Origin of the sequence: Kitasatospora sp. NPDC101155 (assembly GCF_044768305.1) — a bacterium.
Taxonomy (GTDB): domain Bacteria; phylum Actinomycetota; class Actinomycetes; order Streptomycetales; family Streptomycetaceae; genus Kitasatospora.
The window spans coordinates 35,977-55,173 of the sequence record NZ_JBIWPN010000045.1 but is presented as its reverse complement, the minus strand read 5'-3'; the positions used below and the strand labels follow the sequence as shown (position 1 = coordinate 55,173).

The 19,197-nt window shown below is 70.3% G+C and carries 21 protein-coding genes and 3 pseudogenes; 10 read left to right on the top strand and 14 right to left on the bottom strand.

Going from position 1 to position 19,197, the window contains the following annotated elements:
- Both ACIRYZ_RS37740 and ACIRYZ_RS37735 read right to left on the bottom strand, forming a co-directional pair.
- Positions 1–127, bottom strand: a pseudogene (locus ACIRYZ_RS37740) (IS110 family transposase); the annotation flags it as partial.
- Positions 128–255: 128 nt separating this feature from the next.
- Positions 256–525 (bottom strand): hypothetical protein, encoded by a 270-nt coding sequence (locus ACIRYZ_RS37735; RefSeq protein WP_402952984.1) that lies wholly within the window; start codon positions 523–525, stop codon positions 256–258.
- Between the two features lie 84 nt (positions 526–609).
- Here ACIRYZ_RS37735 and ACIRYZ_RS37730 point away from each other — a divergent pair, with 84 nt between their 5' ends.
- Both ACIRYZ_RS37730 and ACIRYZ_RS37725 read left to right on the top strand, forming a co-directional pair.
- Positions 610–822 (top strand): hypothetical protein, encoded by a 213-nt coding sequence (locus tag ACIRYZ_RS37730; protein WP_402952982.1) that lies wholly within the window; start codon positions 610–612, stop codon positions 820–822.
- A gap of 86 nt (positions 823–908) precedes the next feature.
- Positions 909–1,349 carry a hypothetical protein gene (locus ACIRYZ_RS37725; protein WP_402952980.1) on the top strand — a complete coding sequence of 147 codons (441 nt, stop codon included), beginning with the start codon at positions 909–911 and terminating at the stop codon, positions 1,347–1,349.
- Positions 1,350–1,410: 61 nt separating this feature from the next.
- On the opposite strand, the gene ACIRYZ_RS37720 is transcribed toward ACIRYZ_RS37725, so the two are convergent.
- The 5 genes from ACIRYZ_RS37720 to tpg all read right to left on the bottom strand — a co-directional run bounded on the left by ACIRYZ_RS37720 (position 1,411) and on the right by tpg (position 5,422).
- Positions 1,411–1,695: a hypothetical protein gene (locus tag ACIRYZ_RS37720; protein WP_402952979.1), complete on the bottom strand. Its 285-nt coding sequence runs from the start codon at positions 1,693–1,695 to the stop codon at positions 1,411–1,413.
- A 333-nt stretch (positions 1,696–2,028) separates the two neighbouring features.
- On the bottom strand, positions 2,029–2,979 hold the full coding sequence (locus tag ACIRYZ_RS37715) for an ABC transporter permease (protein ID WP_402952977.1): 951 nt from the start codon (positions 2,977–2,979) through the stop codon (positions 2,029–2,031).
- Positions 2,976–3,863, bottom strand: a complete 888-nt coding sequence (locus ACIRYZ_RS37710; protein ID WP_402952976.1) for an ABC transporter ATP-binding protein — start codon at positions 3,861–3,863, stop codon at positions 2,976–2,978. The genes ACIRYZ_RS37715 and ACIRYZ_RS37710 overlap by 4 nt, the downstream gene beginning before the upstream one ends.
- Positions 3,860–4,327, bottom strand: a complete 468-nt coding sequence (locus ACIRYZ_RS37705; RefSeq protein ID WP_402952974.1) for a GntR family transcriptional regulator — start codon at positions 4,325–4,327, stop codon at positions 3,860–3,862. Before ACIRYZ_RS37705 ends, ACIRYZ_RS37710 begins: the two co-directional genes overlap by 4 nt.
- A 522-nt stretch (positions 4,328–4,849) precedes the next feature.
- Positions 4,850–5,422, bottom strand: coding sequence for a telomere-protecting terminal protein Tpg (gene tpg / locus ACIRYZ_RS37700; RefSeq protein WP_402952973.1), 573 nt, complete (start codon positions 5,420–5,422; stop codon positions 4,850–4,852).
- On the opposite strand from tpg, the gene ACIRYZ_RS37695 reads away from it, so the two are divergent.
- Entirely contained in the window at positions 5,402–5,764 is a 363-nt protein-coding gene (locus ACIRYZ_RS37695) for an alpha/beta hydrolase family esterase (RefSeq protein ID WP_402952971.1), read from the top strand. The two genes, tpg and ACIRYZ_RS37695, sit on opposite strands and share 21 nt — an antisense overlap.
- Positions 5,765–5,939: 175 nt before the next feature.
- On the opposite strand, the gene ACIRYZ_RS37690 is transcribed toward ACIRYZ_RS37695, so the two are convergent.
- Entirely contained in the window at positions 5,940–6,119 is a 180-nt protein-coding gene (locus tag ACIRYZ_RS37690) for a hypothetical protein (RefSeq protein WP_402952969.1), read from the bottom strand.
- 396 nt (positions 6,120–6,515) lie between these two features.
- A complete protein-coding gene (locus tag ACIRYZ_RS37685) occupies positions 6,516–7,718 on the bottom strand; it encodes a DUF6236 family protein (RefSeq protein WP_402952967.1) in 1,203 nt (400 codons plus the stop codon).
- Between the two features lie 270 nt (positions 7,719–7,988).
- On the opposite strand from ACIRYZ_RS37685, the gene ACIRYZ_RS37680 reads away from it, so the two are divergent.
- Both ACIRYZ_RS37680 and ACIRYZ_RS37675 read left to right on the top strand, forming a co-directional pair.
- Positions 7,989–8,219, top strand: coding sequence for a hypothetical protein (locus tag ACIRYZ_RS37680; RefSeq protein ID WP_402952965.1), 231 nt, complete (start codon positions 7,989–7,991; stop codon positions 8,217–8,219).
- A 104-nt stretch (positions 8,220–8,323) separates the two neighbouring features.
- Positions 8,324–8,596, top strand: a complete 273-nt coding sequence (locus ACIRYZ_RS37675) for a hypothetical protein (RefSeq protein WP_402952963.1) — start codon at positions 8,324–8,326, stop codon at positions 8,594–8,596.
- Positions 8,597–8,671: 75 nt separating this feature from the next.
- Here the strand turns inward: ACIRYZ_RS37675 and ACIRYZ_RS37670 are convergent, their stop codons facing one another.
- From ACIRYZ_RS37670 to ACIRYZ_RS37655, 4 genes and pseudogenes are all read right to left on the bottom strand, one after another.
- The gene (locus ACIRYZ_RS37670) at positions 8,672–9,457 is read right to left on the bottom strand and encodes a hypothetical protein (protein ID WP_402952961.1); all 786 of its coding nucleotides are present in this window, start codon (positions 9,455–9,457) and stop codon (positions 8,672–8,674) included.
- A 446-nt stretch (positions 9,458–9,903) separates the two neighbouring features.
- Positions 9,904–10,641: a VOC family protein gene (locus ACIRYZ_RS37665; RefSeq protein ID WP_402952959.1), complete on the bottom strand. Its 738-nt coding sequence runs from the start codon at positions 10,639–10,641 to the stop codon at positions 9,904–9,906.
- Positions 10,642–10,792: 151 nt separating this feature from the next.
- Positions 10,793–12,020: pseudogene (locus ACIRYZ_RS37660) on the bottom strand (IS110 family transposase).
- 202 nt (positions 12,021–12,222) lie between these two features.
- Positions 12,223–12,609, bottom strand: coding sequence for a hypothetical protein (locus ACIRYZ_RS37655; protein WP_402952957.1), 387 nt, complete (start codon positions 12,607–12,609; stop codon positions 12,223–12,225).
- A gap of 232 nt (positions 12,610–12,841) precedes the next feature.
- On the opposite strand from ACIRYZ_RS37655, the gene ACIRYZ_RS37650 reads away from it, so the two are divergent.
- Positions 12,842–14,023 carry a PP2C family protein-serine/threonine phosphatase gene (locus ACIRYZ_RS37650; protein ID WP_402952955.1) on the top strand — a complete coding sequence of 394 codons (1,182 nt, stop codon included), beginning with the start codon at positions 12,842–12,844 and terminating at the stop codon, positions 14,021–14,023.
- A 162-nt stretch (positions 14,024–14,185) separates the two neighbouring features.
- On the opposite strand, the gene ACIRYZ_RS37645 is transcribed toward ACIRYZ_RS37650, so the two are convergent.
- On the bottom strand, positions 14,186–15,562 hold the full coding sequence (locus tag ACIRYZ_RS37645; RefSeq protein WP_402952953.1) for an erythromycin esterase family protein: 1,377 nt from the start codon (positions 15,560–15,562) through the stop codon (positions 14,186–14,188).
- A 1,394-nt stretch (positions 15,563–16,956) separates the two neighbouring features.
- Between ACIRYZ_RS37645 and ACIRYZ_RS37640 the strand changes: the two genes are divergently transcribed.
- The 4 genes and pseudogenes from ACIRYZ_RS37640 to ACIRYZ_RS37625 all read left to right on the top strand — a co-directional run bounded on the left by ACIRYZ_RS37640 (position 16,957) and on the right by ACIRYZ_RS37625 (position 19,099).
- Positions 16,957–17,484, top strand: a complete 528-nt coding sequence (locus ACIRYZ_RS37640) for a S1 family peptidase (RefSeq protein ID WP_402952952.1) — start codon at positions 16,957–16,959, stop codon at positions 17,482–17,484.
- The gene (locus ACIRYZ_RS37635; protein WP_402952950.1) at positions 17,481–17,837 is read left to right on the top strand and encodes a trypsin-like serine protease; all 357 of its coding nucleotides are present in this window, start codon (positions 17,481–17,483) and stop codon (positions 17,835–17,837) included. Before ACIRYZ_RS37640 ends, ACIRYZ_RS37635 begins: the two co-directional genes overlap by 4 nt.
- A gap of 24 nt (positions 17,838–17,861) precedes the next feature.
- Positions 17,862–17,924 (top strand): annotated as a pseudogene (locus tag ACIRYZ_RS37630) (MarR family transcriptional regulator); the annotation flags it as partial.
- Between the two features lie 494 nt (positions 17,925–18,418).
- Positions 18,419–19,099, top strand: coding sequence for a hypothetical protein (locus tag ACIRYZ_RS37625; protein WP_402952948.1), 681 nt, complete (start codon positions 18,419–18,421; stop codon positions 19,097–19,099).
- Positions 19,100–19,197: the final 98 nt, after the last annotated feature.

Here is a 19,197-nt window from a genome sequence, read left to right as displayed (position 1 = left end):
CGGCGGTGTGCTGGCGTTCGGCTGCGTCGAGTGCGGCCGTGGCCAGGGCTTCGGCGCCGCGGACCTTGCGGTTGCGAAGCCAGGTTTCCAGCCTCTTGCGGCCGATTCGACGCAGGGCGGCCGAGGTCGGTACCGGGTGTGCTCGATTGTCCTGTGCCGCCGAACCTTGAGCGATGTCATCGAAGTTTGATCGGCATCGCTGCTGTTACGAGTGCTCGATCGCTTCGGGACACACCTCGCGATTGGCGTGCTTGGTCAGCGCCCGTGTTCCCCGTTGTTGGTGCCCAGTTCGGGGTCGTCGGCCATGGTGCGCAGCAAAGCGACGGTCTGGGCATCGGTAAGCGTGGCACCGGTGGCCCGGCGGCGCGCGTCTTCGGCGAGGCCGAGTTCGGCTTCGAGCGCGACCATCGCCGCGAGTGTGTCAGTGGTGGGTGTGCCGTCGGCGTTATGGCCGAGGCAGATGAGCGGCTCCGGCAGGCGACCGCAGCGAGAGCAGCGCAAATCGTCGGGGATGGGCTCGGACATTACGCCTCCTGGACCTGCGGTACGCAACCTTCGCTGACGCTAACTCCTGTCCGTCAAGATTCGGTGGCAAACGGTCAAGGTTCAGTGGCACGGGACATCGATCTCCAGCGCCGCTGGTACACCGCCGAGGCCGACTGGGCCGCCGACCCGACCGAGGAGAAGCGGACCGCGTTCGCCGCGGTCGGCGCCGAGCTGTACGCCCACGAGTACTGGGCCGACGCCGGAAACCGGCACGAGGCCGGCATGAAGCTCAAGGAGGCCGCCCGCCCGGACACCACGCAGGAACCGGCGGCCTGACCGCCGGTCGGCCCTCCTGCGCATGCGCCTACTCCTCGGCCGGACGACGGTGAAGTGGGGTCGCGCGAGCACGTCGGGAGGCATCGGTGGCAGATGACGTCGGGACCGAAGAGCCGGACGAGGCGCACCGCCGGCCGCCCGGGGTGGACGACGCGACGGTCGAGGCGTTGGGGATGCTGACGAAGGTGCTGGAGTACACCGAGCGGGCCCGTGGCCACCTGTACGCGGTGCGCCACATGACCGGCGGCGCCGACCGGATGCTCGCCGAGGTGGTGCGGATGCTGCGCCAGGCCGGGCACGAGGAGCAGGCCGGCCTGGTCGAGCGGGAGCTCCTGGGCCGGGACGTCATACCGGGCATGTGGACCTACCAGCTGGTCGAGGCGTACGACCGGACCTACTACCGGGTGTTCACCGCCGTAGGGAGCAGGTCCGCCAGGACCTCGCCGCCGGCCATCGGCACTTGGCCGAGGCCGAGATGCAGCGGGCCGCCCGCTCCCGCCGCAGGCGCACCGCCCCTCGTCCGGTGAATTTCGCTCGGTCGGTCATAGCAAAAGTCCCGGCCGCCTTTTCGGCGGCCGGGACTGAGGTTTATCGGCGACACGGAGCTGTCGGCGGGGCGGTCAGCGGTACATCGGCTGCGCCACGGCCCCGGTTCCACGGCCGGCCGGTGCACCCGATCGCGGCGCACAGCCGGGCGGTGCCAATCTCGTCGGCAATCAGCAGCCGGTCTTCGTCCAGGCGGCCCGCGTTGCCGCACCCCGCCCACGGCCCCTCGCCGAGCCTCAAGACGACGGCCAGGTGCAGCAACGCCCCGCGGCCGCCGATGGCGGGCGCGTACACGCGCTGGCCGTCGACCAGGTACAGGGAACTCACACGACCTCCTGGATCGGGGGCGCACCCGTCTGCCGGGCGCTGCGGCTGTGACTGAGCGCTTCACTTGGCGAGTTGAGCGTTGGCCGGGCCGGGTATCGCCGGAGTTGAGCCGGTGAGCCTGGTTTGGGTCAGTTCGGCCGCCCGCCCTCGAGGCGCGCTGTCCTGGGTGCTGTGGACGGCGTACGTGATGAGAGCACTGATACGGGGCCAGGCAGGTCATATTTCCGCTTGTTGGGATGATCTTCTGATCCCGTACGGGATCCTGCCCGGGCGGTCGAGGAGCTTCTGCCTGCTCCACTGGCGCCTTCGTCGCGCGGGAGTGCTTAACAGATGTCAGGCGACCCGGCGGATGCGACGGACAGCGAACCAGAGCAGCGCGGCTGCGAGTGCGACGAACACGCCCGTTTCGATGGCCTGGAACTCCCAGAACCGGTCCGCCGGCTGGTAGACCACCCAGTTGTATGAGCCCGGCCCCAGTCCCGGCACTCCGCAGTCACTCGGCGCGTCCGCCTGGCAGCTGACCACGCCGTCAGGCAGAACCATCTGGCCTGCGGCGTTGCGCACGCCCTGGGCTTGGACCCAGTTGCCCGCGACCCGGTCGGCCGTCGTCGGCGCGGGTCCCTGGATGCCGTAGGTCACGGTCTCGGCCGGCATGAAGTGCGGTCGCGCAAGCACCTCGATCAGTGTCCGTACGAGGACGAAGGCCCCCAGCGTGGTCGCCATCGCCGGCAGTACCCGCGACCACACCGTGCCGGCGAAGATTCCCAGCGCCAGCGCGAACAACGTGTAGCCGACCGGCACGATGCCCTGGACGTCGAAGTACCCGTAGCCGAACCGCCCAGCGCCAGCGGCCGCCAGCGGGCCGATCCACCAGGACACCCCGACGGCATAGACGGTCGACAGCAGGACGCCCGCCACTCCGAGCAGGGCGAACTTGACCGTGCTCCAACGCGATCGGCTCACCCCCTGGGTCCATACCAGCCGATGGGTGCCGCCCTCGACCTCACGGGCGATCAGGGGCGCGCCGAAGAACAGCCCGACCAGGAGCGGCAGCAGCATGAACAGGATCGCGACGAAGCCCAGACTGCCGAACTGGTTGTCGAACTGGTTGGCCACGCGCTCGCACGTACTGCCCCGGCCGACCTGGCAGGCGGCGAGCCCGGAGCTGTCGAATACCGCGTGCATACGCAGCCCGGTCGGAACCATGACTGCGGTGAGCAGCGCGAGCGCGAGGGCGGTGAACAGGGTTTGCTTGCGGTGTTGGCGCCAGGTCAGCCAGATCACGCGGTCACCTCCGGAGCGGTGCGGGCCTGCGGGGCGTCGGCCGCGAGATGGGCCAGGACGACGTCTTCGAGGGTCGGCTCGCGCACGGTCCAGGCCGGATCGGTGAGCGGGCCGGCGGTTCGGACCAGCAGCGTGGACTGGCGGTCGGTATGGCTGACGCGGATCACCTGTACGACGCCGCGGATCGGGCCCTCGGTGCGCGGGCCGACCAGGATGCGGTGGTCGCCGAGCAGATCGTCGACCGGTCCGGCCAGTCGGACGCGTGCGTCGCGCAGCACCACCAGGTGGTCACAGGTGCGTTCCAGATCGGTCAGCAGGTGTGAGCTGAGCAGCACGGTGGCGCCGGTCTCGGCCACCGCGTCCATCAGCGCCTGCATGAACTCGTGCCGGGCGAGCGGGTCGAGTGCCGCGATCGGCTCGTCGAGCAGGAGCAGCCGCGGCTGCTTGGCCAGCGCGATGGCGAGTGCGACCTGGGCGCGCTGGCCGCCAGACAGGGTGCCCACCGCCTTGCCGAGCGGGATGCCGGCCCCGTCCAGACGCCGGCGGGCGGCGTCCGCGTCCCAGCGCCGGTTGAGCTTGCCGCCCATGGTGATCAACTCGGTGGCGGTGAAGTCCCGGTACAGCGGGGTGTCCTGGGCGACGAAGCCGATGTCTGCCAACGCGCGGGTGTTCCCGCGCGGCTCCTCCCCGAAAACTCGAACCCGCCCCTCGTCCGGCTGCAGCAGGCCGACCGCAAGGTGTAACAGCGTGCTCTTGCCCGCGCCGTTCGGGCCGACCAGCGCGGCGATACGGCCGGCCGGCAGCTGCATTGAGCAGTCACGCAGCGCCCACATGCGCCCGTACCGCTTGCCCAGGGCGTCGGTTTCCAACGCCAAGTCCGTCATGTCTCTCCCTCGGTTGTCCGTGCTGCTACTGCCGTCGGGGCGTCGAACGCGGCCCGTACCGTGGTGTCGATCAGCGCCGAAAGATCGTCCCGGCTGAGCCCGGCCACCCTCGCCCTGCCCAGCCACGCCACCAACTCGGCGCGCAGATCGGCCTGGTGCTGCAGCGACGGACCGGCCAGCGTCCCCACGAGGAAGGTTCCGACCCCCGGCCGCCCCTCGGCCAATCCCTCGTGCTCCAGTTCCCGGTACGCCTTCAGGACCGTGTTCGGGTTGATGGCCAGGGCTCGCGCCACCTCCCGCACCTTGGGCAACTGATCCCCGGGCTGTGCCAGCCCGACCCGCAGCGCTTGTTTGACCTGCAGTACCAGCTGCATGTACGTGGCCACCCGCGAGCGGCCGTCCAGTACGAACTCGATCACGAGCAGTTCTCCTACTGTCTTATGACAGTAGGACAGCTTCGGCATCGCAGGGCCAACTGTCAAGCGGGAGTGGACAAACAGCGTTCCTCAGAACTGTCGCTGCGGCAGTGCCGCCCCGTTGATCAGCCCGGGGAAGCGGCAAACGGCCGCGATGCAGGCCCGCTGCGCCCAACGGGTGACCAACAGGGCGGCACCGGCGTCGTTTGTGGCGGCGGGCCCGGTTCACCAGCACAACAGCATCACTCCGACGCCTGCCCTACTGGCCAGGCCGAAGGGAGCCAGCTCACCGACTGGACGAAGGCGGCCCTGCCGGGTGGCGAGGGTGAGTTGGGCGGACGCGACGCGGCGGCCGCGCTGCGGTGCCGGCGAATGTAGGCACGACCAACCCGTTCGGCCCCGGGACGGGATCGTCGGCGGCCTTCGTCCGGCCAGCGACTCGCCGCCCGGCATTGCCAGCCCCTGTCTTCGACACGACACCACACGCTCAACTCGTCAACTCAACCGCTCATCCGCCAAATGAAGCGCTCCGTCACAGCGGCAGAGGAGCGCTGGGGCCTGCGGCGAGACCTACAGCTCGAGGTCCATCCAGTTGAGGCTGTTCAGTGCGACCTTCGCCACGCCCCGGCCGCCGCCGGCCCGGAAGTAGTGGTCGCGCAGGCCGTTGGCGAGGATCTCCTCCTGTTCGGCCTGGGTGGCACCGCGGTCGCGGGCGGCGTAGAGGGCCTGGGAGACGCTGCCGGGCATCCGGAGGTTCTCCAGGAGCCGTTCGCGGGGGTCGTCGGTGGAGTTAGGGCCGGCATCGAAGCCGAACGTCCCGGAGATGTGAAGCGTGAACCCGTTCATCTCGGCCGCCTTGCGTACCCGCTGCTTCACCCGCGGCTGCCAGGTGGCGCGGACCTTCTGCTCGATGGCCTTCGTGGCGGCCGGCTTGGGAGTGCCCTGGCCCTTGAGCCAGCGCTGGACGGTGCGCCGGGAGACGTCGAGGTCCTGGGCGAGCTGCTTGGTGGAGCCCTTGGCGCCCTTGAGCAGGAAGCGCATCCGGGCGGGGACGGACTGCGGGATCGGCTTGGTGCGCTCGGCCCGCTCCAGGCCCTCGTCGACTGCCGGACGAGCCCGCCCGTGCCGATGCTCGAGTTCCACGGCACCGCGGACCCGGTCATCCACTACGACGGGGGAACCAGCCACGGCGAGCAGTACCCTTCGATCGCCCAGTGGCTGAGCACCTGGACCGACAAGGACCGGTGTTCGGCGGAAAGCCGGCGCAGCATCGGCTCGGACGTGGTCGAGTTCGACTGGACGCCGTGCGTCCGGGGCACCGAAGTCACCCACTACCAGGTCATCGGCGGCGGCCACACCTGGCCCGGAGCGGTGGCGCCCAGCGGCCCGGGGCACACCACGCAGACGATCTCGGCGACCGCGGTCATGTGGGAGTTCTTCACCCGGCACCCGCTCGACCGACCGGCACACCCGGGCGGGTGGTGACGAACGGAGCGAAGCCGCCGCTCGCGCGTTCACCGGTCCCGCCCTCCCGGCAAGGGCGGGTCCGGACCGCGTGCGCCTGGTGGGGAACGCACGAGCGAGGAGGGATCCCGGGCCCTGCCCGCGCACCGCGTGTCGTGTGAAGGGACTTCGGCCCTGGCCGGTGGCAGCTCACGGTTCACCGGAGCAGCGGGATCTCGCCGAGCTCATGGACGGAGCAGAGCGGGGTCGCGCCCACGGCCATCTCGAAGAGCGCCCCGGAACGATTGCCGCTGACCGTCCTGACCCACTGCCAGCCGTGGGCGCAGTAGTAGGCGTGCAGGTCCGCGTTGTCGCTCCAGGCGTTGGCGCGAACCAACTCGGCGCCCGCGCCTGCGGCGTCTGGCCGTTCAAGATCAAGCTGGCGGCCAGCGCCTCCACCGACAATCTCCTCGACGCCACCGCCTACGCGAAGCTGATTGGCTGACCATCCTGCTGCGCGGCACCACCGCCGGACGCCACAGACTTGCCGTCTGCGCTGGCCGAGGCTCCGAAGAGCTTCGGCCAGCCGCGACTGAGACAACGGAAGTTCGAGGCGACCCCAGCCATTCCGGCGTGCAAATAGTTCGACTTCCACGGCAGTCCCAGCGACTCCCGAAGTGCTGATCGTCCGCGACCACATCCTGTCCGGCCGAGCGGACGGGTCGCCAAGAGGTCCGACCGCTCTGCAGTCGTTTATTGCGTGCCTGGAAGGACCCAACCCAGGCTTCGTGCGTCAACGACCAAGTATCCGCCTGATCCGGCTCGTCGGCCCTTGACGGAAGGAGGTGAGTAGACCGGCCGGTTCGAACTCCCGCTGCAGACTCAGCAGGTAGCCGGCGGCACTCGTCCGTTGATCGGCTGAGGTTCGCAGTGCGGCCCGGGCTGACGAAAACAGTTGGACGGCAATCATTCCACCGGCTCCCGCGATGGGCGAGACGTTAAGTGCGTGTGCGGACAGCGCCGCTATCGCCGGCAGCTCAAGGGACTTCAGGCCCAGTACGGCGCGGACGGGTGTCATGCCCAGGGTGCGTAGGCCGCGTTCCAGTTTCCGGGTCGGCTTGGTGAGGTTGCGGTTGACCATTGCCTCTACGCGCGCTTGCAGGATCGCTGGGTCTTCGACGGCTTCGAGTTCGGCGAAGTCCTCTCCCATGGCCTGGAGGTGGGCGCGGAAGGCGTCGAACTCGTCGGCCAGCTCTCGGCGGGCTCGCACGATCGCCTCGACGGGCAGCTGCGTGATGTCCTGCGGAATGACGACCTGCAACGCTGCACACGCGTACAGGTCGGCTATCGGACCGACGGTCCGGCGAGGGTTGCCCAAGAGGGCCGCGGCAAACTCCTCCACCGTCCCCTGACGGGGAAGGGTGAACAGCTGCGGGTCGTCGGTCACGGGAGTGAGCGCGTTGGCTCGGGCAACCCGGTCGGCCAGTACACAGGAGTAGATGGCGACAAGATCGGGGTGCATACCCACCCACTTCACGTCGTCCCGGACCAGGGTCAGAGGGTCGACACGCACGTGAACGGCGAGGCCGAGGTCCCGCATCTGATCGACAAGATCCCCATTCCTGATCCATGGGGTGACCCCCAGCTGCGACCGGTGGATCCAGGCGATGTTCCTCTTGTCCTGGAACCAAGGGTTTTTCGCATCCAAGAGACTGACGTCCTCAGGGACGGACAAGCGGTATCGCTGGCGCAGGTCCCGCTCTTCTCGGTCCAGCAATCCCTTGAACTCCGCTGCTACCGCCGCAGCCTGCCCGTCGGGATCGACGTCGAGGAGGAAGCCGAGATCATTGCGCAGGGCGGCGGCCGTCGGAGAATCGCGAACCGGGTAAGTCCGCGGGCGAATCCGGGCGACCTGCGGCAGATAGAGCGCCGCCAGCTTCAGCCACTGGTCGTCACGTACGTGGAAGTACGGGTAGTACAGGCCTATCTCGTGCACGAGTCCTCCCCCTGCTCCCTCGGCCCGCACCGCGCGGATTCCGACCTCCGCCCAATCGCACCCCGACGGGGTCGAGTTCGGCCGAGGTGGAACGCTGGCTACAGCCATGACTCAAGGTAGAGCTTCAACCTGGGTTGAGCAACGCTCTTGGTGGCGCTCGGATCACCCAGTGTAACGAGCGCGTCGGCTCGCAAACAGCGGTGTCCATAGATCATCCAGGCGAGCAGCCGCGAGATCATCCCGGGCAGCGACGGCCTGCTCACCGAGGAAATGCGCTACACGCTGGCGGCGGACGTGGTGCTCGGCGCCTCGCACACCACCGGCACCCTGCCCGAGCTCCACCCCGGCGAGCGAATGCCGCTGATCGCCGTCTGCGCGCTCGCCGCCGCCTTCCCGTCCTGCGTGCTCGGCGATCTGAACCGCGAACTCGAGGTCCTCGCCACCGAGCTTCAGGCCGCCACCGCCGCCGGCCGGACCGCCGCCGAGATGCCGGCCGGATGAGCAGCACCACCCGGCGCGGGCTCGCCCCGGGTGCCGGACGGGTGCCGTCAGGCACCGACCGCCCGTGGTGATCACCGGTGCCCGCCGCCCGGAGAATGAGCCGGGTGACCAGCACCCAGCCCCTGCCCCGCGGCATCAGCGCCCTGATCCCCGACGCCCGCGCCAAGGCCACGCCCGGCGAGCGGGCCGCCTCCCAGCTCCTCCACCTGCGCGAGGCGACCGTTCCGGTGCCGGTCCTCGCCGCGGCCGCCGAGCTGATCGCCCCGCAGCTGGAGGACCCGGACCGGCCACCCGCGAGGCGGCCGGCGCCGTCCACGCCCGCCTGCTCGCCGCCATCGAGGACGCCCCGCCCGGTGTCCTCTGACAGGCGATCTTGACCAACTGCCAGGTGACTTTGACCGCTCGAATTCGGTGATCTTCTTTGGCTTCTGTCGGGTCTCCTGCCCAGGACGCTAGCGGAGCGCGTTCGCTGGCGACTGGATCAGGACGCAGGTGAACCCGACACCCCAGTCGTCGCGGTCGTCGCAGCGCAGTTCCCGGTCGCCGAAGGCGTCCAGCAAGTCCTCCAGCGGGACGATGGTCGCCTCGGCGTCGGGCTCCGCGACGTGCAGCACCTCGATCGCTCCCTCGCGGACGAACCGGACCAGCGGAGCGAGGTCCGCCGCCACATACGCCCGCAGCTCCTCGCCCGCCAGCCCGGGCGGCAGATCGCCGAGGATCCCGAACGGTCCGGTCAACCAGCCGCTCAGCTCCATGGCACACACCCGGAACCGGGCCTCGTCCTCCGGCAGGTCCAGCTGGTGGATGGTGGGCGGGGCGCCCGGAGCGTACGCGGCGGCCTCCCAACGCCGGTCCCCCGTCTCGGTCGCCCGCAGTGAGAGGGCCGGCACCTTGGATCCGCCGTCCGGCCTCCAGACCCACGTCGCCGGGTCGGCCACCACCTGCTCCAGCTCCGCGCCCACCACCTCCGGGCTGTCCTCCTGGACGAACGCGGTACCGACCGCCCGACGCAGCGTCAACCACCCGCCCGCGACCAGCCGAAGCGCCGCCGACGCCAACTCCGGCACCCGCGCCGTCTGCTCCTCGGGCGAGGCATCGCACCACCTCAGCGCCTCGGGTGAGCCCGCCCAGCGCAGCACTGCCGCGACGTGCCGCACGGTGCCGCGCGGACTGGTCCCGCCGACGGCGCGGCGGACCAGCACCTGCTCGATGAGAGTCAGTTCGTCCCAAGTCTTCACGGCAGAGGATCTTGGCACATCCACCCGGTTCGCCCTGCAACGTTTTCCAACGGGACCGCCCATCGGCACGGCGCCACGACGTGCTCACTCGGCAGCTCCCAACGGTCAAGATCAAGTGGCGCAAACCTGGCATTGGTCAAGATCAAGTGGCAAACGGCCAAGATCGTCTGTCAGGGGACACCCGTGACCCGTCTCAACATTGTTTGACGAGTCTCAGCGAAGTTTGACCGTCCGGGCGACCCGGCAGATGATCTTGACGGGTGGTGGGACGCGGGCCCTGGAGAGATCCTTGACGCTGGGCTCCGGCGCTTTCGGCCCGCTCGTGTTCCTGGCGTCCGACGAGGCGCGTTGGATCACCGGGGACGCCACCCCGTCTCTGGCGGCATTGCGCTGACCCCACGCCGTCTTCGCCGCTGACCCGAGCCGGTCGGAGCAGTCGCTCGGGCTCAGCGAGGGCTGAGGAGGCAGAACTCGTTGCCCTCCGGGTCGACCAGAATCTTCCACGAGATCGAGGACTGGTCGATGCCAGGGTCGGTGGCGCCCAGGGCGCGCAGCCGGGATTCCTCTCCCGCCAGGTCGCCATCGAGGTAGGGAGCGACATCGAGGTGGACGCGATTCCACCCGCTCTTGATATCGGGAGTGCACACGAACTCCAGGTAGGGGCCGACGCCTTGGGTGGAGCGCAGGGAGGCGTGGTCGCCGGCGACCTCGTGCACCGTCCAGTCCGTCGCCTCGCCCCAGAACCGGGCCATCGCGCGCGGGTCGGCGCAGTCAACCACCACCGCGGCGATCGGCCCGGTGTCCCGGTAGATGGGGCGGGGTTCCAGGACGCAGAACTCGTTGCCCTCCGGGTCGGCCATGACCGTCCAGGGGACATCGCCCTGGCCCACATCAGCGAGGGTCGCGCCGAGGTCCTTCAGACGCGCGACCAACTCCGCCTGGTGGGCGGCCGAGGTGGTGGCCAGGTCGATGTGCACCCGGTTCTTCACCGTCTTGGGTTCGGGGCGGGTGATGATGTCGATGCAGACGGCCGTGGGATCGGGGTAGTCGAAGCCCACGGGTTCGAGGTTCGTCACGCCGGGTCCCTCGCTGTCGACACCCCAGCCGAGTGCCTCCGCCCAGAACCGGCCGAGCACGGAGTCGTTCTGGGCCTTCATATTGATCTGCACGAGTCTTGTTGCCATGCCGCAAATCCTAGAACCGGGCCCAGAGCCAGAACTACGCGGTCAAACTTCGCCGAGACGCCGTCAAAGTTCGGTGAGACAACCGAGCCGCCGTCAAACTTCGCTGAGACTGGTCAATGCCCGCAGGTCAGACACCCCATGTCGTTGGGTGTCAAGCGGCAATGGGTTGGGCGTGGTGTGACCACGCGGTCGCCTCGTCGTAGAGGGTGCGGGTCTTGAGGCAGCCGTGGAGTATGCCGACCAGGCGGTTGCCGACCTGCCTGAGGGCCGGGTTGTAGCCGGCCTCACGGGCGCGCTGCTTGTCGTAGTAGGCGCGGGCGCCGGGCGAAGCCCTCAGGGCGGAGAACGCCTGCGTCTGCAACGCGTCGGCGAGCCGGTTGTTGCGGACGTAGCGGGCTTGGACGGTGTGGCTCTTGCCGGAGGCCCTGGTGACGGGGCTGGTGCCGGCGTAGTTCTTGCGGGCCTTGGCGGACGCGTAGCGGGTGGCGTCGTCTCCGAACTCTGCGAGCACCCGGGCACCGGTGATCTCCGCGATGCCGGGCATCGACAGGTAGATCTCAGCGTCCGGGTGCGCGAGAAAATGGGCCTTCACCTGCCCTTCCATCTCGGTGATCTGCTCGTTCAGCGCGATCAGCAGGCGCGCGTGGGCGGCGGCGGCCGCCGCGTAGGCGGCGGTGACCGGCTCGGGCAGGCCGAGCTGCGGCTCGCGCAGCGCGGCCTGGATCGCCGCCGCTTTCGCATCCCGGTTCCGGCGCCGGGCCCGGGCCAGGACCGAGATGATCTGGGGACGGGTCAGCTTCGCGGCCGTCGCCGGGGGTGGGCGCCTTGATGAGCAGTTCGAGCGCGTCCGTGCTGGTCAGCGCCAGTTCGGCGTAGGCCGTGAGGGCTGCGGGGAAGTACTCGCGCAGCGTGCTCCGCAGTCGCTGGAAGGTGCGGGTGCGTTCCCAGATCAGAGTTTGGTGGGCGCGGGCGACGACCTCGACGGCTTGGGCCTGGCCGCTGTCGCCGGCGATGGGCCGCAGCTGGTCGCGGTCGATGCGGACCATGTCGGCCAGTGCGTGCGCGTCGCCCTTGTCGCTCTTGGCCCCGGACGTGGCGTACCGCTCTTTGAACCGGGCGACCTGGCGCGGGTTGATTGCGTATACCTGGTAGCCGGAGGCGATCAGGGCCTGCACCCACGAGCCGCGGTCGGTCTCGATCCCGACGACCACCCGGGCCGCGTCCAGGTTCTCGCCGCCATGGCGGGCGAGGAGTTCGTAGAGCTTCGCGATGCCCTCCACGCCCTCCGGCAGCCGCGCGGCGGCGAGCCTGCGGCCGGACTCGTCCTGGATCTCGACATCGTGATGATCTTCCGCCCAGTCATCGCCGATCAGCAGCAACATGCCCTCCCTGTCAGGTCGTTCACTTCGTCGAGCAGCCTGCGGAAGGCACGGCGCGCGGCCTAATGGATCCAGTGCTCACGCCCTCGCGGGCGGGCACGCCACCCCATCAGCGGTCTGGCCTCCCGGCCGACCAGCCGGGGCACGGTCTGACCTCAGAGCTCGAACGGCTCCGGCGGCGAGAGTGCTCACCTGCTGGCGGCTACGGCACCGAGTCTTCTACAACCCGGTAGCTCCCATTAGGCCGGTGGCGTCGTGGACGGCCCTGGCGGAGTTCGTGCCCCTCCCGCAGGCCGGCCGCCATCTCCTCCGCCGCCTCCAGTGCGGTGGTGGGTGCCCGCTCCTGTGGCGAGGTGTCGGTGAGGAGGCGGATCAGCTCGGCGAACTGTTGGGTGGTGAGGTTGGTGCGCAGATCGTGGGCGTAGTTGGCGAGTTCGGCATTTGTGTGGGCGGACGGGTCGTCGGCGGCGGGAGTTCGGCCGCCGGGTACGCCGGTCAGCACTCCCTTGCGGTCGAGTGCGGTGATGACGCCGAAGGCGGTGGCGGTGGTGGTGCCGTGCTCGCGGGCGAGTTCCCGGACGGGCGGCACGGTGTCGCCGGGCCTCAGCCGGCGATGTCGGGGATGCCGTCAACGAGCGGCGAACCACGCGCTAAGTGACTCACGAGTAGCTCGGCCGATGGCCTGCTGCCGCGCGCCGCCACGACGCTGCCAACCCTTTCGGGCGATGATGAGGAGATCGCCGGGACCCGCCGTGTGGTCGACTGTGAAAGGTGGGTTCGTGCCAGCTCAGGACTCCGGTCTGGGAGAAGTCCTCGCCGACGTGCTGGCCGCCTCCCACCGCCTCGCCCCCCGCGAGATCCCCGCACTGGTGCAGGAAGCCGGCCGGCGCCTGGGACTGTCCCAGGCGCGCGTCTACATCGCGGACATGCAGCAACGCGAACTCGTCGCACTTCCCAACCCCGCCCAAGCGCACCAGATCGCCACCGGCGTGGCCACGGAGCTGGAAAGATTGTCGGTGGACGCCTCGCTCGCCGGGCGCGCCTATCGCACCGAGACGGTGCAGGTCGCCGCGGCTACGGTTCCTGGCGAACGCGTGGGGTGGCTGCCGCTGGTGGACGGTGTCGGCCGTCTCGGGGTACTGCGGGTGGCGGCGCCCGCGCTCGAGTCACCCGTGTTGGAGCGGTGCCGGGCCCTGGCTTCCCTGACTGCCATGATCCTTGCGACCAAGCAGATCTACAGCGACGTCCTGGCCCGGGCAATGCGCACTCAGGCGATGACGTTGCAGGCGGAATTGCTGTGGGCGTTCGTGCCGCCGCGCACGATCGGCACTTCGTCGGTGACCTCCACCGCCGTCCTGGAACCGGCTTACGAGATCGGCGGTGACGCCTTCGACCACAGCGTGGCCAGCACCCGCCTGCACCTGACCCTGCTGGACGCCATGGGCCACGACCTGGCTTCCGGCGGCTGCAGCGCCGTGGCGCTGGCGGCGTGCCGCTCCACCCGGCGGGCTGGCGGCGGCCTGGCGGACATCGCCGAACGGATCGACCGCGCCCTGGCTCGCTGGATCCCCGAGCGCCTGCTGACCTGCGTGATCGCCGACCTCGACACCGCCACCGGCCGGTTCGACTGGATCAACTGCGGTCATCCGCCGCCCCTGCTGATCCGGGACCGCCACGTCCTGCCCGGCGCGCTCCAGCGCGCCCCGCACCTGCCCCTCGGCGTGACCGGCTACACTGCGCCGCCGCCGCAGGTCCACACCGTCCACCTGCAGCCCGGTGACCGCGTGCTGATGTTCACCGACGGCGTCACCGAGGCCCGCTCGGCCAGCGGCGAACTGTTCGGCGAAGACCGCCTGACCGACACCGTCGTGCGCTCTATGACCGACGGGCTGCCCGCGCCGGAAGCCCTGCGCCGCCTCATCCAGCAGATCCTTCTGCACCAGGACCAGCGGCTTCGGGACGACGCCACCATCCTCCTCGCCGAGTGGCACCCCCACCGCTGACACCATGCGGCCGTCGGCGAGGAAGTCCTCACCGGCACCTCTGCGCAACCGGGCCGTGCTGCAGACCACGGCAGCCCAGGGACCGCCGTGGTGACGGGTTCAGGGGGTCGGCCCGGTTCCTGCTGACAGGATGAACCGTTACCCCGTGGGGCGGGGGTGGGGTCAGAACCTGCGGGCCTGGGTGACCTGGTTCAGGTGGATGAGGACGTCGTAGGCCTGGCCGATCGCGAGCCGCGGCATCGGGTCGCTGACGTAGACCGAGCCGGCATCGTAGGTGGGGCGGCTGCTGTCCAGCCAGTCACGGGCCACCCGGGGTGCGGCGCGCAGGTCGACGTAGTAGTCCCGGTAGCGGACCCGGTCGAGGGTGTACTCGTTCATGTCCGGCGTGGCCGCCGGAACAGTGACGGTCTTCCAGCCGTCGGTCAGGATCGCGTCGTTGGTGAGGAAGGAGCCGCTGTCGAAGGTGAAGCCGATGGCCACGTAGTCGCGACCGTAGGCGTCGCGCAGCTGGGAGCCCTGCGGCTTGGGGTACAGGAAGGTGTCGGTGGCCAGGTAGCCGACGTGCCCGTTGTGCGCCGACAGCAGCACCTTGCCTCCGGTGCGGCGCTGCCACCACGCGGTGTTGTCCGCCATCGCCCGGTCGCGCAGCTGCTCCGCGGCGGACACCGAGGACGGGTCGGTGACGTCCAGGGCGGCGAAGGCGAAGGTCTCGGCGATGTTCCGGGCCTGCTGCACGGCCCACGCGTGGGCGCCGTCGCCGGGGGCGCCGGCACCGCTCGCGCTGACGAGGTCGAGTGCCTGCTGCGCCTTGGCGGCGTTGTCGCGGCGTTCGGCGAGCGGCTTCCGCAGGTAGGCAAAGGTGTCGTCGAACGGCCGCAGGCCGGCGTAGAGCCCGTCGAGCTGCGGGAGGAGGTCGGGGCGGGCGCCGCGCATGTAGGAGGTGACCCGTTCGAACATCCGGTCGCCGAGCCTGGGGAGGCCGAGATCGTCGCCCACGAAGTGGACGGGATTCTGCGGGTGGCTCCGGTTGTGGTCCCGCATCCAGGTGATCAGGTCGGCAAACTCCTCACGGTCCCATGGACTGCCGCCCAAGGCCTCCTTGACGATCTGCCGCGCGTCGCCCGGACCGCCCTGGACGTACTCGTCGATCTGCAGACCGCTGCTCCAGCTCGTCTCCAGGGCGAAGGTGGTGAAGCCCTTCGTTTCGACGAGGTAGCGGAACAGGCGCTGCTTCATCGCGAAGAACTCGTGCGAGCCGTGGGTGGCCTCGCCGAGGCCGACCACCTTGGCGTCGCCGATCATGGCGCCCAGGGCGCGCAGGTCGGCGTTGCCGCCGCCGGGTTCCGTCGTCCGCAGCGGCTGGGCGACGCTCTCCAGCGCGCTCACCACGGCGGAGCGTTGCGCCGTCGCCGCGTCCGCGCCGGTGGCGCCCGGGGACACCGGCGCGGCAACCGCAGTCACCGGGACCAGCACGGCGGCGGCTACCGCCGCCGCCGTCGCCAGCAGTCCGCGCCGCGCGATCCGCTTGTTGTCTGCCATCGTTTCGACCACCTCACCTCGACGGAGCGCCGATGACCTCGGCGTTCAATAAGTTGATCTTCGCGTTGGCAGGGCCGGTCGCGCGCTGGGGAGCACCTCCGTCTTCGCAGGGGGGCTATCCCCCGACCGGATCCGCTGGCCGGCACGCGGGCGGCGCCGCGGTCTTCCCGGAGGAGGCGGTTGCGCGGGCTCTGCTGGTTGATGACCAGTGGTGAGGACCGCACGCTGGCCACAGGGCTGCTGGGCCCCCGCGAGGCGCGGGTGGCTCCGTCTCTTGCCGAGGGCACGGCCTGGGCGGAGTGTCAGCTGGAGGATCCGCGCGGCGTGCTGGCGACCGTTGATGCGCAGCCACTCGATCGGCGACTCCACCGGCGCCGGGGCCGCGGGGCCGACTGCTGCTCGCCCTCCCTGGCCTCGGCGGCCTCGCTCCCCGGCCGGTTTGGCCGCGGTGGTGTGCGCGGTGCCCTGCGAGCGGCTGGCGCGCGGCTCGGTGATCCGGGCGACCACCCGGGCGTCGTGCGCCACCAAGACCCCACGCCCGCACCGGCTCCGTCGAACCCGCCTTCCACCGCGTCCCGTCAGCGGGAGCAGAAGGGTTGTCGCCACGCCCTCGCCCCCCTTGACCGGGGCCGCTGGCCTGCGGAAACGGGCCGATCTGCCGTCGGGGGCGTGGAGGCGTCGGCGGAGGTGCCCGCGGAGTCGGCGTCGGGCCCCTTGTCCTGGTCGGGCGAGGCCTCCGCCGCCCGAGAACCGATGCGCGCCGACCGGGCGCGGTGCAGTGCGGTCTGCTCCCGGCCGACCGCGCCCAACCCCTTGTCCAGGGGAAACGCGCCGTTGGCGCTGTTGGCGAATCCGCGACCGCGAAGCACGCGCGTGAGTGATCTCGTGTCAGGCCAGGCTGGGGGGGTGTTCACGAGTGGGGCTGACCAGAGGGTGCGGGAGGCGGACTGAAGATCGCTCCCCGCCCGCGCCCCGCTCGTTTCCCGAATTCGAGGCCGCCCACCGTGCGGGGACCGCACAGCGCGAGTCGGACGTGAGCGGCGCCGCACCGACCACATGATGCCCCTGCGCCGCACCACGGTGTCGGCCCCTGCCGTCGGGAGCGCGGCCGGTCAGAGGGGAACGCGTCGAGCAGCGCGGGAACGGTTTCGGCGGTGGTTTTCGCCTCGGTCATGCAAACGGGGGGATACCCCCACCTCCCTCCGACCTGCTGCCCCGAGCCCGAGTCCACCTGCGGCCACCATCGCCCAGTGGATCTTCGACGAGCAGGCTGAACCCGTACGCATTTCCGGGCAAAAGGAACGCTTACCGTGTTCAGCCTGAAATCATCCCGTCGCCGTACCGCCCGCACCGCCTCCATCGGTACCCTCGCCGCCATCGCCTGCACCACTGTCATGGCGGGCAGCGCCGCAGCAGTCGTCAACGGTGGGAATTCCACCGAGGGTTACCCGTTCATGGTGTCGATCCCGGAGTCGGCCCCCTCCCTCGGAATTCCGGAGGGCAACTGCGGGGCGTCGCTGATCGACCGGCAGTGGGTCCTGACCGCGGCGCACTGCGTCACGGGCGAGGGACTCACACTTGACGGCACCGTGCGGATCGGCAGCGACCAGCGCAAGACCGGGGGCACCGTTCGCAAGATCGACCGGACCTTCGTCAACCCCGGCTTCGTGAACGGCGACACGAAGGCGGCCAACAAGGACGACCTCGCGCTGATCCGCCTCGACCAACCCGTCAACGAGCAGCCCATCAGAATCGCGGAGCAGGCGGGGCAGCAGGGCACTGCGACCCGGCTCCTCGGCTTCGGCACCACCAGCGAAAAGGAACTCAAATTCCCGGACCGGCTTCAGGAGCTGAACACGCACCTGGGCGCCGAGTCCGAGTGCGCGCCCGGGTTCGCGGCCCCACCCGACTGTGCACGATGACCTCCAAGCCCAACGCCATGGCGTGCTTCGGGGACTCCGGCGGCCCGCAGCTCCAGAAGGGCCGGGACGAACGGTGGGAGCTCGTCGGGGTCACCTCGGGCCCCGGCGCCCCGAACGTGCCGTGCTCGCAAGGACCAGGGCTCTACACCAACGTGCCCGCCTACGCGGACTGGATCCAGGCAACCCTGAGGGCCAACAGCGTCAAAGCAGTCGCGGAAGGCGGCTCCGGCCACACCGAGACCGGCAAGCACGACAACTTCGTGCCGATCTCCGCCGTGACCTCGGCACTGGTCCTCGCCGCCGGCGGCACCACCCTCGCACTGCGCCGCAGGAAGCCCGGCCGGACTGACTGACACACCGCGCGCGCCGGCACCGAGCTGACGCCCGGTCGGCTGGGCGAGCGGCTGCGCCTCAACTCGGCCGGGACGACGGCGCTGGTCGACCGACTGAAACGGCTCGGCCACATCCGCCGGGTTCGGGCCGCCCAGGACCGCCGCCGGGTGCTGCTCGTGGTCGAGCAGCAGGCGATGGAACTCGGGCAGTCGTTCTTCGGCCCGCTGATCGGCGGGATGGTGACGACCCCCGGAGACTTCGACGCCGCCGAACTGGCGGCAGCCCGGCGCTTCTTGCTGGCGATGACGCGGGTGGTGGCGGACGCCCGCCCGCGAAGGGTAGGCCCAGCCAGCCACACAGCACGCGGCCCCCCGGAGGTCTCCGGGACACCCAGCGCCTCCGGGAGGCGGCCCTGGAGTCGAAGTCCCCACGAGGACGCGGCGGCCCTCCTCGGCGAGGTCAACAGCCACCGAAGCCGGTCTCCGCTCGTTGCTCTCACCTGCGGATACTCGGGGCGCGGAACACCAACTGCGCCGTACAGTCATGGAAAGCGATCGACCGTACGGTGGTTCGCCGGTTCCACGACGAGTGAGGTCACCCCTTGGCAACTACCTTCGATCTCCACGCGGGCGTCGCATCCTCCATCGCCCAGGTGGAGACGCACCTCGCCGAACTCCAGCAGCAAAAGGCCTCGCTGGAAGCCGAGTTGGCGCAGGTCGGCAGCTACCTCGACGCAATGAACGCTGCCCTTCACGCCCTGCGGTCGGTTCCCACCGAGTCGCCGCAGGCCCCGGCCGACAACACCACGGTGAGCGCGGCTGCGCCCGAGGAGCCGGTGAAGGCCCCTGGCGAGCCGGGCCCCGCCGCCGAGGAGCCCGCGTCGAAGAAGGCGGCCGCGCGGTGGCGGCCCGCTGCCCGCGCAGCTGCCGGTGGTGGCCCGTCGAAGCGTGCCGCGCGCAGCCCCCGCAAGGCCGTCGCGGCCGCCGCCGAGACTGCCCCTGCCACGAGCGAGCCCACGGCGAAGACGTCGAAGAAGACCACCGCAACGAAGAAGGCCGCGGCGGCGCCCGCGCAGCAGTCGCGCGGCGTCGCCGACGAGGTGCTCGCGGCGCTCGCATCCGCCGGCACGCCGCTGAAGGCAGGAGAGATCACCGCGGCGATCGGCCGGGACGACACCTCGAACAACGTCGCCAACGTCCGGGCCACCCTTGAGCGTCTGGTGAAGGCCGGCCGGGCGCAGCGTTCCGGCCGCGGCCTGTTCGTGGCCCTGACGCAGCGCTGACGTCGCGGTGCTGCCCGGCGCAGGGGCAGCAAGGCACCCCGTGCGGGGCCGGCCGGCCCTCCGGCCGGCCCCGCACCGCATTCCGGGCGGGAAGCAAC

What these genes read in the sequence shown, in the direction of transcription:
- ACIRYZ_RS37735 (WP_402952984.1), bottom strand. Translation starts at nt 525, where the DNA reads ATGTCCGAGCCCATCCCCGACGATTTGCGCTGCTCTCGCTGCGGTCGC.
- ACIRYZ_RS37710 (WP_402952976.1), bottom strand. Translation starts at nt 3,863, where the DNA reads ATGACGGACTTGGCGTTGGAAACCGACGCCCTGGGCAAGCGGTACGGG.
- ACIRYZ_RS37705 (WP_402952974.1), bottom strand. Translation starts at nt 4,327, where the DNA reads ATGCCGAAGCTGTCCTACTGTCATAAGACAGTAGGAGAACTGCTCGTG.
- ACIRYZ_RS37680 (WP_402952965.1), top strand. Translation starts at nt 7,989, where the DNA reads ATGCGCTACACGCTGGCGGCGGACGTGGTGCTCGGCGCCTCGCACACC.
- ACIRYZ_RS37665 (WP_402952959.1), bottom strand. Translation starts at nt 10,641, where the DNA reads ATGGCAACAAGACTCGTGCAGATCAATATGAAGGCCCAGAACGACTCC.
- ACIRYZ_RS37645 (WP_402952953.1), bottom strand. Translation starts at nt 15,562, where the DNA reads ATGGCAGACAACAAGCGGATCGCGCGGCGCGGACTGCTGGCGACGGCG.
- ACIRYZ_RS37640 (WP_402952952.1), top strand. Translation starts at nt 16,957, where the DNA reads ATGGCGGGCAGCGCCGCAGCAGTCGTCAACGGTGGGAATTCCACCGAG.
- ACIRYZ_RS37635 (WP_402952950.1), top strand. Translation starts at nt 17,481, where the DNA reads ATGACCTCCAAGCCCAACGCCATGGCGTGCTTCGGGGACTCCGGCGGC.